The 14,391-nt window shown below is 42.6% G+C and carries 13 protein-coding genes and 1 riboswitch; of the genes, 12 read left to right on the top strand and 1 reads right to left on the bottom strand.

The window, feature by feature from the left end:
- Nucleotides 1–744: 744 nt before the first annotated feature.
- Both NE664_04165 and NE664_04160 read left to right on the top strand, forming a co-directional pair.
- A complete protein-coding gene (locus NE664_04165) occupies nt 745–1,746 on the top strand; it encodes a P1 family peptidase (protein MCQ4725857.1) in 1,002 nt (333 codons plus the stop codon).
- Nucleotides 1,747–2,314: 568 nt separating this feature from the next.
- Nucleotides 2,315–2,740: a hypothetical protein gene (locus NE664_04160; protein ID MCQ4725856.1), complete on the top strand. Its 426-nt coding sequence runs from the start codon at nt 2,315–2,317 to the stop codon at nt 2,738–2,740.
- Nucleotides 2,741–3,365: 625 nt separating this feature from the next.
- Here NE664_04160 and NE664_04155 read toward each other — a convergent pair.
- Nucleotides 3,366–3,740, bottom strand: a complete 375-nt coding sequence (locus NE664_04155) for a hypothetical protein (GenBank protein ID MCQ4725855.1) — start codon at nt 3,738–3,740, stop codon at nt 3,366–3,368.
- 262 nt (nt 3,741–4,002) lie between these two features.
- Nucleotides 4,003–4,185, top strand: a riboswitch (cobalamin riboswitch).
- Between the two features lie 110 nt (nt 4,186–4,295).
- On the opposite strand from NE664_04155, the gene NE664_04150 reads away from it, so the two are divergent.
- The 10 genes from NE664_04150 to NE664_04105 are packed head-to-tail and all read left to right on the top strand — an operon-like array spanning nt 4,296 to nt 14,314.
- Nucleotides 4,296–5,066 carry a sirohydrochlorin cobaltochelatase gene (locus tag NE664_04150; protein MCQ4725854.1) on the top strand — a complete coding sequence of 257 codons (771 nt, stop codon included), beginning with the start codon at nt 4,296–4,298 and terminating at the stop codon, nt 5,064–5,066.
- An 8-nt stretch (nt 5,067–5,074) separates the two neighbouring features.
- Entirely contained in the window at nt 5,075–6,208 is a 1,134-nt protein-coding gene (gene cbiD / locus NE664_04145; protein MCQ4725853.1) for a cobalt-precorrin-5B (C(1))-methyltransferase CbiD, read from the top strand.
- Entirely contained in the window at nt 6,205–6,882 is a 678-nt protein-coding gene (gene cobI / locus NE664_04140) for a precorrin-2 C(20)-methyltransferase (GenBank protein MCQ4725852.1), read from the top strand. Before cbiD ends, cobI begins: the two co-directional genes overlap by 4 nt.
- A 2-nt stretch (nt 6,883–6,884) precedes the next feature.
- Entirely contained in the window at nt 6,885–7,646 is a 762-nt protein-coding gene (cobM, locus tag NE664_04135; protein MCQ4725851.1) for a precorrin-4 C(11)-methyltransferase, read from the top strand.
- Complete coding sequence (locus NE664_04130) at nt 7,639–8,634, top strand: cobalamin biosynthesis protein (GenBank protein ID MCQ4725850.1); 996 nt, start codon at nt 7,639–7,641, stop codon at nt 8,632–8,634. Before cobM ends, NE664_04130 begins: the two co-directional genes overlap by 8 nt.
- A complete protein-coding gene (cobJ, locus tag NE664_04125) occupies nt 8,627–9,355 on the top strand; it encodes a precorrin-3B C(17)-methyltransferase (GenBank protein ID MCQ4725849.1) in 729 nt (242 codons plus the stop codon). Before NE664_04130 ends, cobJ begins: the two co-directional genes overlap by 8 nt.
- Before the next feature lie 11 nt (nt 9,356–9,366).
- Complete coding sequence (gene cobK, locus NE664_04120; GenBank protein MCQ4725848.1) at nt 9,367–11,352, top strand: precorrin-6A reductase; 1,986 nt, start codon at nt 9,367–9,369, stop codon at nt 11,350–11,352.
- Nucleotides 11,324–12,688, top strand: coding sequence for a cobyrinate a,c-diamide synthase (locus tag NE664_04115; GenBank protein ID MCQ4725847.1), 1,365 nt, complete (start codon nt 11,324–11,326; stop codon nt 12,686–12,688). Before cobK ends, NE664_04115 begins: the two co-directional genes overlap by 29 nt.
- Nucleotides 12,669–13,763, top strand: coding sequence for a nicotinate-nucleotide--dimethylbenzimidazole phosphoribosyltransferase (cobT, locus tag NE664_04110; protein ID MCQ4725846.1), 1,095 nt, complete (start codon nt 12,669–12,671; stop codon nt 13,761–13,763). Before NE664_04115 ends, cobT begins: the two co-directional genes overlap by 20 nt.
- Nucleotides 13,763–14,314, top strand: a complete 552-nt coding sequence (locus NE664_04105) for a bifunctional adenosylcobinamide kinase/adenosylcobinamide-phosphate guanylyltransferase (protein MCQ4725845.1) — start codon at nt 13,763–13,765, stop codon at nt 14,312–14,314. Before cobT ends, NE664_04105 begins: the two co-directional genes overlap by 1 nt.
- Nucleotides 14,315–14,391 lie beyond the last annotated feature (77 nt).

Genomic DNA, 14,391 nt, shown 5'->3' with positions numbered 1-14,391 from the left:
ACGGTTTTAACGGACGTCAGCAGTGCAATAGCTGTATTAAAGCCGTTTGCCGTAGGAACTGCTGCGCCTGCCCGTCTTTGCCTTGCTCTTACGCCGCTGACGTCCGTTAAAATTCTCCGACCTTACAAGGAAAAAATTTTTTGCAGTTCAAGGAGGATATGCGCCGGCATAGCTGATCCTATGGCAAGCGTATGCAACACAGAAATGCGGAAAATTTTTCCTTGTGGGGCGTGTGTGCCCTTGTAAACTGAAACTAGCTGTGTTGCAATAATGCACAAACGGGGAAAAATGCACATAATAAATATGCCTGAAATTAAAAGGGTTTTAGGCCGTGGCCGGTATATTTGTGCGCAAATGCACGAGATTGACTGCAACAAAAAAAGTTGACTTTTTGTTAATGTGCCGTTATAGATATGGTCTTATTTAAAACAAAATTAAGGCTTTGACTATATTCACAAAAAAAATAATTATAAATTAAATTTTTTGGCATTATTTTTGCTTTATAACTATATAGAATAAAACTATACATATATAATTTTAAATAAAGTGGGTTTTATTGGTTTTTTTATAGTACACTTGCGCATAGGCAGACTGTTTTTGGTTCCCGTAGTTTTAAATTGGCGCCTCTTTTTAAAAAATACAAAACGGCAGTCAGGCGGGATAATAAATATCGTTTATGTCTGTAAAAACTGTGCGGCGGTTGTACGGGCTTATCGGCATATTAATTTGAGAGGGGTTTTTACTATGAAAAAAATTGAGCAGAACGACAAATTGGAAGTTATAAGCATTTATGATTTGGAAGAATTCAGCATAGGGCATGACGCCGATATGGAAGCTATTACGGGATGTACGGTTGTTTTGGCAAACAAACTTGATAATTTGGTTGCCGGCTCCGACGTTAGGGGCGGCGCTCCGGGAACGAGAAACCTTGATATAATAAGCCCTCTTAATTGTATGGAGTCATGCCAGGCCGTCGTGCTTTCAGGCGGAAGCCTTTTTGGTCTCGGAGCGGCGTCGGGCGTTGAAAAATGCATGGAAGAAAACAACATTGGCCTTCCGTTTGTAAACGTTACTTTGCCCGTCGTATGCCAGGCTATACTTTTTGACCTTGCTATCGGAAGCAAAGATATACGTCCTGATGCGCAAATGGGATATAGGGCATGCTTAAATGCTTTAAAGAGGGAAAAACACAATGATGGAAATGTCGGAGCAGGCGTGGGGGCTACTGTGGGAAAAATAAGTTCGCCGGAACAGATGATGAAAAGCGGGCTTGGCACATACTGCTATAAGAGGGGAGATTTGTTTGTAGGAGCAGTCGTAGCCTGCAATGCGATAGGAGATGTTGTTGATCCCGACACACAGGAAATAATAGCGGGAGCCCTTGGAAGGGATTTAAAATCTTTCCTTGATACTGAAAAATTCATAGGCGAAAACATTACAACCGAGGATTTCTATATGGGAAACACTACAATAGGATGCGTAATTACAAATGCGCAGCTCACAAGGCCTCAGGCGCATAAAATAGCCGCATGGTCGCACGACGGGATTGCTCGTGCGGTACGTCCTACGCATACAATGTCCGACGGGGATACGATGTTCTGCATGTCGACAAACGAGGTGCCTGTTGCAATGAATCTTGTCGGCACATTGGCCGTTAAAGCAGTTGAGAACGCGATTGCCAGCGCCGTTAGGAACGCCGAAACATTGGGCGGATTTAAAAGCCGTAAAGAAATTTTCGGAAAATAATTTAATCTGCGGCAAGCGGAGCGTTTCTGCTGGGAAGTGCGGCAGGACGGCATAATATATGCTGCTGTCGATTAAAAATTATACATATATAACTTGTATTGAAATAAATGTCCGCTGAAAAATAAAAATGCGGGAAAAACAGAAAGGCTGTCTTTGCATATTTGCATAGGCAGCTTTTTTATTGCGGCTTGTAAACTGATAATTTTATGAATATACAGTTAGGCTTTTTGTTTAAGGAGTTGGTTTCGGCACGCAATATAAATGTTTTTATAATTTAATACTGTATATTATGCTGTTGCAGCACAAACTTCATATGAGTTTAATCCCTTATATAAGAATTCGGCAAGTTGCGAAACGCCTGTTAATGCAGGAGGTATATGCGCAATTTTAATACGGGCATTAATAAATGCCGAAATAATGCCGCGGGCGGTAATAATATATTTCTGACGTTCATATTATTTATTAAACAAACGGTTTCAGGGGAATACATATGCGGGCAACAAACAGGTTTTTACGCTGTATAACAGAATATATCATTTTATTTTTTGTATACGGAGGCATATATTTTTTGATCGAATGTATATGGAAACGGGAAATATCTGATATACGCATGTTCATGCTCGGCGGAGGAATTTCGGTATTTCTCGGGCTTTTAAATAATATATTCGATTATGACACGGATTTCCTGCTTCAGTGCTTTATGGGCATGATGATTGTCGTGCTGGCGGAAAGCATACTGGGGTACAGATGGAATGTTGTAGAAGGACTTGGTATTTGGGATTATAATGATTTAAGGTTCAGCGGGGTTGACGGGCAGGTAAACCTGTATTTCGCTTTGGCGTGGTTTTTCCTGTCGGGAATACTGATAATTTTAGACGATGCGATTAATTATTACATTTTGGGATTTAAACCCGATACGCCGCCGTATTATTGCGCCCTTGGACATCTGTTGTTTAAAATGAAACCGAAAAAATGCCGCAAGGGAAGTTATTAGGTGGAATTATTAACTTTTGGGACGATTAAGTATATGAATAATATAATTTCTCAAAGGAAACAATGAGGCGTAATATTTACGAAAGGTATCTTAAATTTACAATGGAGTACACGCTCAATATGGTAAATTTTTCCGTTCTTTGTCGTTGGAAATATTTGGCCTACCCTTTGAGAAATGTTCCGTATTGTGATTCCAACACGGTTTATATGATTGTTTACGGGTAAGCCCGTATATTTTTCGCATTGAACGACAAAAATTTCTCAATGTGGAGTTGAGGAAGGCATTAACGGTTTTAAGAACAATAAAAAACAGGCGCGCGCCTACGAAGAGGGATAAAATGCTTTTGGCGCGGCTATAATGCGCTTATACGTTTCTAAACCGTAAATGCCGTTTTAAACTGAACGTAACTGCTCGATAAACTGAATTCAGCAAATTTGTATGGCTGTATGAGATAGCGCCATAATTCGATTAAAAAATCAATTGTCGGCTGCTACAGTAAGTTTGGGAGTTTTGACTGCCAGTACCGCTTGAAACGATTATACAAGTCTTTGCAGAACGGTTGTTTATTTGACGGAAATTTTGTAAATTATGAGTTGTCAAAATATAAAAATATTTTGTAAAATGATTATTTTGGTTTTACATTTTTTAGTTTTATATCAGACAAAGTATTCTCTTCCACCGTTCCCGTATAGATCTCGGGGAGGTCCGGAGCGCATTCCCTCCATTCGGGAGGTATCGGGAAGTTTGTAAGTTTGCCTTTCCATAATCCGCCGTCAGGATTGATAATCCCCTCAAAAGTCCAGCCTTCTTCCGCCGTGAAAGTTCCTTCCTTCCCCTTTACAGGACTCCATGTTCCCGTAAAAGTACCGTTTACGTTTGTTCCGTGAGATTTTACGGATACAGCCGTTTCTTTTAAGGGGATTCCCCAAATACAAATAAACAAGACAACAGGTATGAAAATGTAAACGAAGTATTTTACGGGCCGCTTTCCTTTTTTCATTTTATCAACTCCTTTGCCGTTAAATCATACAATTACAAGAGCAAATATCAAAACGCGGAATACAAAATCAACTTAACATTTTAATTTTTTAAAGAAGCGTTGTTTTATATTTGTAAAAAATCCGATTTATATTTTTATTTATTTTATCATAATTTCATGTTCTGATCAACTAAAGGCTGAATTTATTAAGACGCGGCATGCGCGAAAGTGAAAATGGGTTTTCAGTTATTTGTTTGACACTTTTAAATAATAATTGTAAAATATAATGAATAAACCAAAAGGCGCCCGGGATATGGCCGGGATAATAGGGAAGTTGGGTTAAAATCCCACGCGGTGCCGCCGCCGTAACTGCGTTGCCTGACATTTATGCCACTGTTTTTAACGGGAAGGCTTGCCGGGCGTTAAAGCATAAGCCGGAAGACCTGCCTTTTAACGGTTTGTTATGCGCTTAACGGGGCATTGGGCGCATGGCGTATTATTATTTTTCCGCGCCTTTTTTCTTTTAGGAAAAGGGCTTTGTTTATATAGCCCTAAAATTTGCAAAGGGGAAATATAATGAAAAAAGCTATACTTGTTGTAAGCTTTGGTACAAGCTACAAAGATACGTTTAAAAAAAATATAGCTGTCGTTGAAGACAGAATCAGGAAAGAGTACGGAGAATATGAAGTAAGAAGGGCGTTTACAAGCGGTATGATTATAAAAAGCCTTGCCGAAAAAGGTTTTTATGTAGACGATGTGCCTTTGGCCCTTAAAAAGCTGGAAAAGGACGGGTACGACGAGGTTTATATTGCGCCGACGCATATAATAGCGGGGGACGAATATGAAAAAGCGGCGGCTCTTTCCGAAGAATATAAAGACAGGTTCAAAGTTTTGAAAACAGGCCGTCCCCTTATATATTCTACGGACGATATGGAGCGGATTATTTCCGTTTTGATGAAAGAGATTAATATAGATAAAGAGTCGGCTCTTGTGTTTATGGGGCACGGCACGGAACATTATGTGAATACGGTTTACGGCGCGCTTGACTATATGTTCAAGGAGAAAGGATATGTAAATGTTTTTGTGGGCGCTGTAGAGGCGTATCCGAGTTTAGACAATGTAATCGGCCTTGTAAAGAAAGCGGGATATAAAAAGGCTGTTTTAACTCCGTTTATGCTTGTTGCGGGCGACCATGCGAACAACGATATGGCAGGCGATGAAAACAGCTGGAAAAGCGCGTTTACAGAAAACGGCATAAAAACCGACGTTATAATGAAAGGTCTTGGAGAATACGCGGGAATACAGGAACTGTACATAAAGCATATTAAAATGTATTTGGGAATATAGGTGGCATAATGCCTTTTGAATATTATATAACTAAAAACAATAAATCATACCGCTGCGGATATACAACGGGAAGCTGCGCGGTTATGGCGGCAAAAGCCGCTTTGGAATATCTTTTTACGGGCATAACGCCGGAATATTCAGGTTATACGACGCCGAAAGGAATATATGTGTCGGCTGGCGTTTCGGATCTGAAGATTGAAAACGGCGCGGTTTCGTGCTGCGTTATTAAAGACGGCGGAGATGACATTGACGTTACGGACGGATTAAAAATATACGCTTCCGTAAGAAAAATTGAAAACGGTATTTCGATAGACGGAGGGGAAGGCGTTGGACGGGTTACAAGAAAAGGCCTTGACTGCGAGGTCGGAGCAGCGGCCATTAATTCCGTTCCAAGAAGGCTGTTAAAAGAGGAAACTGAGGAAATTTGCAGGAAGTACGGATATACGGGAGGGATTGAAATTATAATTTCGGTTCCGAACGGAAGGGAAGCGGCAGAGAAAACATTTAATCCCAGGCTGGGTATAGAAGGCGGGATCTCAATAATAGGTACCAGCGGGATTGTGGAGCCGATGAGCACAAGGGCGATAATAGATACCATAGGCGCCGAGCTGAAGGTTATGAAAGGAAGCGGTGCGGAAGGATTTATTGCGGTTCCCGGAAATTACGGCGAAAATTTCATAAAAGGGATAAAAGGTCTTGAAGGGGCCGAAACTGTAAAATTTTCAAATTACGTTGGCGAGCTTTTGGATTTTGCCGCTGAATATAAATTTAAAAATGTTTTGCTTGCGGGACACATAGGGAAATTTGTAAAGCTTGCGGGCGGTATTATGAATACGCACAGCAGTTTTGCAGACTGCCGTATGGAGATACTTGCGGCGCATACGGCTTTATACCGAGGCGCCGATGTCTGCCGTGAAATTATGGCATGCACGACGACGGACGAGGCTTTGGAATTGCTTGAAAAATACGGAGTTTTCCATCAGATTATGGACAGCGTGGCAGGAAAAGCGGAATATTACGTTAATATGAGGACGCGCGGGTTTGTTTCGTGCGGCGTTATAATTTACAGCGATAAGCGCGGACTGCTTTCGGCCGGGAAAAACGGGAAAAAGCTTGTCGGCGAATTTGGAGGGGAAATATGATTAAAGGAAAGCTTTACGGAGTTGGAGTCGGGCCGGGAAGCGCGGATCTCCTTACTCTCAGGGCGGTTAAAATAATCGGTAGAACAAAGTGTTTAGCCGTTCCGAAAACAAAGGGTGAAAAAAACGCTGCGCTTGATATTGTTAAAGGAATCGTCAATACGGACGGAAAAGAAATATTATATATGGATTTTCCGATGACTGCCGATAAAGCCGTTTTAGACGGCTCGTACAGGGAAAAAGCCGTTATGATAGAAAGTATACTGGATAAAGGCGAGGACGTATGTTTTATAACCCTCGGCGACGTTTCCATATATTCGACGTTTTCATATATAGAACCGTTAATAAGGGAAAAAGGATTTGAAACGGAAATATGTCCCGGCGTGCCGAGCTTTTGCGCCGTAGGGGCAAGCCTTAACACAAGCCTTACCGTAAAAAACGAGCCGCTTCACATAATACCGGCGGCGTACGGAGGAATTGAACGTTTAATGGGGCTTAACGGCACTAAAGTTTTTATGAAAGCGGGAAAACATGTTGAAGAAATATTTAAGTGCGCGGAAGCTAAGGGATTTAAAGCGATGGGAATTGAAAACTGTACTATGGGGAACGAAAGGAAGGTTTTTGAAAATGCCGAAAGTTTCGGATATTTCACCACGATAGTTGTTAAGGGGGAATAATCATGGTTCATTTTGTCGGGGCGGGAAGCGGAGCAAAAGACCTTATAACCGTAAGAGGAAAAGAACTGATAGAAAAAGCCGACGTTATAATATATGCGGGGAGCCTTGTAAACAAAGAGCTTCTCGAATACAGGAAAACCGAAAGCGAAGTATTTAACAGTGCGGAAATGACCCTTGAGGAAGTTATCGGCGTTATTAAAAAGGCCGAAAGCAGAGGCAAAACTACAGTAAGGCTGCACACGGGGGACATGTCGATTTACGGCGCCGTAAAGGAACAGTACGATGAACTTGAGAGGCTTGGAATAGAATATGACGTTTGCCCCGGAGTAAGTTCGTTTTTGGCCGCGGCGGCGTCATTAGGAATAGAATATACCCTGCCGGGAATTTCCCAGTCTGTTATTATTACAAGAATGGAAGGGCGTACTCCCGTGCCGGAAAAGGAAAAAATCGAAACTTTCGCCGCGCATAATGCCACAATGGTTATTTTTTTAAGCGCCGGAATGACAAAAGAGCTTTCGCAAAGGCTTATAGAAGGCGGCTATAGCTATGATACGCCTTGCGCGATTGTATATAAGGCAACGTGGGAGGATGAAAAAAAGGTTATATGTACGGTAGGAACTCTTTCACAAACCGCCGAAAGGGAGAAAATAAATAAAACTGCTCTTATTATAGTAGGCGAGATTATAAACGGCGCATATGAACGCTCTAAATTGTACGATCCATCGTTTACAACGGGTTTCAGGCAGGGGAACGGAAATGGTTAACGTCATAAGCTTTACTTATAATGGTCATTGTCTTAACAGAAAGCTTTGCTCTGTTTTTGATACTTTCCGGAAATTTGAATTTGACGGCTCGTTTAAGACGGGTGATTTTGCGAAAAAATCGTTTGAAGAAGGCAGTCCGATGGTTTTTATAGGAGCGGCGGGGATAGCCGTTAGGGCGGCGGCGCCTTTTATTAAGGACAAGATGCATGATCCCGCCGTTATTGTGATTGATGAAAAAGGGCGGTATGTTATACCGTTGTTAAGCGGCCATGTGGGCGGCGGCAATAAGCTTGCCGTAACGATAGCCGATGCGTTGGGGGCGGTTCCTGTTTTAACTACTGCAACGGACGTCAACGGCTTATTTGCAGTGGATGTTTTTGCAGCGGAAAACGGTTTGGTTATAAAGGAAAGGGAATTGGCCAAGAAAATTTCATCCCTTATTCTGAAAGGTGAAAAAATACCTTTTGTAACAAGGCTTGAAGTATCTGGCGGTATTCCTAAGGAAATAAACTTATATTCCCCGGGAAATGACAATGGGACGGGATTTGTTATTTCCCCTTTTAAAGAAAATCCTTTTTTGAATACGCTCCATTTAATTCCGAAAAACGCGGCGGTCGGCATAGGATGCCGGAGGGGCGCAAGCGTTTATGATATAGAAAAAGCCGTATTTTCCGCGCTTGAAAGAAGTAACATCGACTTTTTGGCAGTTAAAAATATAGCGACCATAGATATAAAAAAAGATGAAAACGGCCTGCTTGAATTTTGCGGAAAATATGATATAAAACCCGTATTCTACAGCGCGGAAGAATTGAAAAATGCTGAGGGCGTTTTCTCCCATTCCGATTTTGTACAGGAAAAAACGGGAGTCGGCAATGTCTGCGAGAGAAGCGCGGTTTTATGCGAAGGTAATATCGTTGCGGGAAAAAGCGTTTTAAACGGCGTTACCACTGCAATTTCAATGAAAGGGGGCTCGGTTTGTTTTGAATAAGCTGTATGTTGTGGGGATTGGCCCGGGAAGTTTTGAAGATATGACGATACGGGCTTTAAACGTATTGAACGGGTGCGATGTAATTATAGGATATACCGTTTATGTGGAGCTTGTCAGGAAGTATTTTAAGGACGCCGAATTTTTGTCAACGCCTATGAGAAAGGAAAAAGAAAGATGTATTATGGCTTTGGAACAAGCCGCCAAAGGGCGAAGAACGGCAGTCATATGCAGCGGCGACGCCGGGGTGTACGGCATGGCGGGGCTTGTATTGGAGCTTGGAAAAGGATATCCGAACGTTGAAATTGAAGTGGTAAGCGGGATTACGGCGGCTTTAAGCGGAGGGGCTTTGCTTGGGGCGCCTCTGACACACGATTTTGCCGTTATAAGCTTAAGCGATTTGCTTACAAGCTGGGAAACAATAGAAAACAGGCTTAAAGCGGCGGCTGAAGGCGATTTTGCAGTATGCATATATAATCCTTCAAGCAAAAAAAGGGAAGGATATTTAAAAAAGGCCTGTGATATTATGCTGAAATATAAGGACGGCAGTACCGTGTGCGCCGCTGTCAGGAACATAGGACGCGAAGGCGTCGAAAAGCATATTTTAACCCTCAACGAACTCAGGGAGTATAAGGCGGATATGTTTACAACCGTTTTTATTGGCAGCAGTGAAACAAAGGAAATAAACGGTTTTGTAGTTACTCCGAGAGGGTACTCTTTATAAAGGGGAATTTTATGGGAAATATATTATTGTTTGCCGGCACAAGTGAAGGCCGTGAAACGGCGGAATTTTTAAACTGCATGCGCATAAGTTTCAAAATATATGTCGCTACGGAATACGGAAAGGAAATTATGCCTGAAATGGAATACGGGACGGTTTCAGCCGGACGGCTTGACAAGGAAGGCATAAAGCGGGAAATTTTAAATGAAAAGCCATATTTTGTGATAGATGCGACACATCCTTTTGCAAAAGAAGCGTCCGAAAATATACGGGAGGCATGTTCGGAACTTAACGCCGAATATATACGCCTTATACGAGGATATGACAATTTGGGGCGCGAAGGCATAGTTTATACGGAAAATACAGAAGAAGCAGTCGGGTACCTTAAAAATACCGACGGACGCGTATTTATCACAACAGGCAGTAAAGATCTGCCTTTGCTTTCGGCTGTTCCCGGGTTTCGTGAAAGGTTTGTCATAAGGATACTGCCGGAGCCGGAAAACCTTTCAAAAGCTTTGGGGCTTGGGTTTAAGGCCGAAAACATAATATGCATGCAGGGGCCGTTTTCAAAGGAAATTAACAGCGCCGTTATGAAACAGTATAACATTAAATATATGCTTACAAAAGAAACGTCGGGGCGCGGCGGGTACAATGAAAAAATCGAGGCTTGCAAAGACGCGGCTGTAACGCCTATTGTAATAGGAAGGCCGCGTGAGAGCGGATATTCGATAGAGGAAGTTAGAGAAATAATCGAAAAAAGGTTTCGCAAAGCAGACGGCGGGAAGAAAATAAATATAATAGGCGCCGGATGCGGAAACGCCCGCCTTCTTACAGTTGAAGCGCGGGACGCGGTTAAAAGGAGCGGGCTTATAATAGGCAGCCGACGCATTTTAAAAGACTTGGGCGCGTATAAAAAAAATTATGCGGAGGCCTATAAATCCGACGATATTTTAAATATAATCAAAAACAGCATGTGCGAAGAAATATCGGTGCTGTTTTCTGGCGATACCGGTTTTTTCAGCGGAGCGAAAGAACTTGCCCGCCGGCTTGAAGGATTTTGCGTTTCGTATTTTTGCGGTATTTCGTCGTTCGTATATTTTATGGACAAAATGGGAAAAAGCTACGAGGGGACAAAGACTGTAAGCCTTCACGGCAGGGAAACGGATTTTGTAAACGAAGTTTATGAAAACGGACGCGTTTTTATTCTCCTCGGGGGCAGGAACACGGCGGAATATGTATGCGGGAAGCTTGCCGAATACGGACTTGGTAAAGTTAAAATTTACGTTGGGGAAAACCTTTCATATACTAATGAAAAAATAACCGAAGGCACGGCGGAAAGCCTTAAAAATATGAGTTTTGAACCGTTGAGCGTTATGCTTGCGGAAAATACGGGTTTTAAATCAAGGCATATGTGTATAGACGACGGAAGTTTTATACGCGGCGAAGCGCCTATGACTAAAAGCGAGGTAAGGGCGGTGTCCGTTGCCAAACTTAAACTGCGGAAGGACTCGGTGCTGTATGATATAGGCGCCGGAACCGGAAGCGTAAGCGTTGAGGCCGCCCCATTCTGCTGGAAAGTTTTTGCAGTTGAAAAAAATCAGGAAGCTTTAAGCCTGATTGAAAGAAATTCTAAGCTTTTTTCAGTTTCAAATATTGAGATTGCCGCAGGAGAAGCCCCGGAAGCGATTAAACTGCTGCCGCCGCCTACCCATGTGTTTATAGGAGGAAGCGGCGGGAACATTGAGAAAATAATATCGGAAGCGTTGAATAAAAACAACCGCGCAAGATTTGTTGTCAATGCCGTTACTATTGAAACATTGTCGGCTGTTTTAAACTGTGTGGAAAAATTCAGTTTAATTGAAGAGGAAATATTGCAGATTAATGTTTCAAAGGCAAGGAAAGCCGGGAAAAGCCGTCTTATGAAAGCAAATAATCCGGTTTATATAATTTCGTTTGAAGGGGGAGGGGCAAATGAACAGGATACTTTTGGCGGCGCCTAAAAGCGGCAGCGGAAAGACGTTTATAACATGCGGCATAATACAGGCCATTATGAATAAGAAACTTAAAGTAAGCGCTTTTAAATGCGGCCCGGATTATATCGATCCAATGTTCCATGCAAAAATACTCGGCACTAAAACCGGAAATCTTGACACATACTTTTGCGATGACGACACGGTTAATTACATATTAAACGACAGTTCAAAGGGGTGCGATATAGCGGTAATAGAGGGCGTTATGGGATATTACGACGGTATGGGGGGAATAAGCGACAAGGCTTCTACATATGATGTGGCGCGCGCAACCGGAACGCCCGTTGTGCTGATTGTGGACTGCCGCGGGATGAGCCTTTCCATAGTGCCCATTATAAAAGGCCTTATGGATTATAAGGAAAACAGTTTTATTTCCGGCGTTATACTTAACAGAACCACTTACCATATGTACGCACGTCTTAAAGGCGTTATAGAAGAAAGCCTCGGAATAAAAGTTTTCGGATATATTCCGGATGTGAGGGAATTTACCATTGAAAGCAGGCATTTAGGGCTTATAATGCCGCATGAGATTAAAAATCTCAAAGAAAAGATAGATTCTATGGCTAAAAGGCTTGTTGAAACAGTGGATATCAACGGCATAATAAAAACTGCCGAAACGGCAAAAGACATGCCTTTTTCACCGCCGCATATACCGAAACTTGATAAAAAAGTGAGGATCGGCGTTGCAATGGATAATGTATTTTGTTTTTACTACAACGAAAACCTGACGATTATGGAAAAAATGGGGGCGGAGATTGTTCCTTTTTCTCCTCTTATGGACAAAGCCATGCCGGACGGGCTGGACGGGGTTATATTCGGCGGTGGGTACCCCGAACTTTTTTCTAAAGAACTTTCGGAAAACAGGCATATGCTTAAAAGCGTTAAGGAAACCCTTGAAGGCGGAACGCCCGTGTTTGCCGAATGCGGCGGATTTATGTACCTTTCCGATATGCTTGAGAGTGCAAGGGGCATTAATTATAACATGGCTGGATTTATAAAAGGGCACTGCTATAAAACCGAGCAGCTTAACCGTTTTGGATATGCTGAAATAAGAATTGAAAGGCCGTCTATTTTCGGAAGTGAAAAAACCGTTTTTAAAGGGCATGAATTTCATTATTGGGACAGCACGAATAACGGGGACGGAGCAGTTGCCGTGAAGCCTATGAGCGAAAAAAGCTGGAACTGTGCGCATGCGGGGGAAAACATGTTTGCCGGATTTCCGCATTTATATTTTTACAGCAATATTAAAGCCGTGTATAACTTTTTAAAAAAGTGTGGTGAAAGAAATGGAAATTCCGTGCTTTAAAGAAATACGCCCTTCCGACAGGAAGGAAATGGAGAAGGCCGCAAAAAGATGGGCGAATATTGCAAAGCCTATATATGGGCTTGGAAAACTTGAGGACGCCGTCATAAAAATTGCCGGTATAAGCGGCGCCGAAAGCGTCCGTGCAGATAAACCGGCGCTTGTGGTGATGTGCGGGGATCACGGCGTTGTTGCGGAAGGAGTGACTCAGACCGGCATGGAAGTTACTGCTTTGGTTACGGCAAATTTTGAAAAAGGGAAAACCAGCGCGTCCATAATGGCGGAAGTATGCGGGGCCGATGTTTTTGCCGTTGATATAGGCATAAACGGCGATTTTTGTTACGGACATGAACTTCTTCCCGGAAAAGTATGCGGCAGGAAAATTGCCAAGGGATCTAATAATATAGCCGTTACTGACGCAATGGATTTTGACAACTGCATAAAAGCCGTTATGTGCGGCATAGATATTGCGGGGGAACTGAAATCGAGAGGATACAACGTCATAGCCGCGGGCGAAATGGGTATCGGCAATACTACTTCGGCCAGTGCAATAGCCGCCGTTCTACTGCATAAAAGCGCTTCGGAAACAACGGGGAAAGGGGCCGGGCTTTCAAATCCCGTGTTTTTAAAAAAGATTGAAACGGTTAACAGGATAATCGGCAGGTTCCGCAAAAATTACGGCGATAATTTCAACGGGCTTGACGTCCTCAAATCTGTAGGCGGATATGATATTGCGGGAATGGCGGGATTGTTTCTTGGCGGCGGCATACATAAAATACCGGTTGTTGCCGACGGCTTTATTTCGGCGGCGGCGGCGATGTGTGCGGTTAACATTAATCCTGCCGTTAAGGATTATATGTTTGCGTCGCATATTTCAAAGGAGCCCTTCGGAAACGAAATACTTTCGCATATCGGGCTTGAGCCTTATATTGACTGCGGTATGGGTCTGGGAGAAGGTACGGGAGCTTTAGCGGCAATTCCGCTTTTTAATATGGCGGCGGAAGTTTATAATAAAATGATTACGTTCGGCGATCTGGATATGGAAAGTTATGTTGACTATGAAGGGGAAAGAAAATAATGGTTACATTTGTAATCGGCGGCAGCGGAAGCGGCAAATCGGAATTTGCCGAAAGTATCCTTGACGGATATAAAGGAAGGAAATATTATATAGCCACGATGAAAATTTATGACCATGAAATGGAGGAAAAAGCCGCGCGGCACAGGTACAACCGACGCGGAAGAAATTTTGAAACCATAGAATGTCCGCTGGACATAAGCGGCGTTAATATATCAGGCGGGGCTGTTTTAATCGAGTGTCTAACAAACCTTGCGGCAAACGAGCTGTTTTTAAACGGGCTCAGTTCCGACATGGTTTTTGAAAATATAAAAAACGGTATTGAAAGGCTTTGCCGACAGGCTTGTGAAACAGTTATCGTTTCAGGAGACGTATTTGAAGGCGGAGCGGCATATGGTACGGAAACAAAGGAATATATGGAAGTTTTAGGGAAAATAAACGGTTTTTGTGCGTCAATGAGCGATATGGTTATAGAAGTTGTTTATTCAATACCTATATACCACAAATATCCGACAGATACAGACGATATGTTTAATAAAGGACCGTATTTATAAACTGATTTTTTATGTCCTGCCGGATATATTCGATTTACGGCGCCGGGCGGTATTTTGAAGGCTCATAAGGCATGCAA

This window comes from Anaerotignum faecicola (assembly GCA_024460105.1).
Lineage (GTDB): Bacteria > Bacillota > Clostridia > Lachnospirales > Anaerotignaceae > JANFXS01.
Note: the sequence above shows the minus strand (reverse complement) of the source record. Positions and strands in the feature narration are given on the sequence as shown.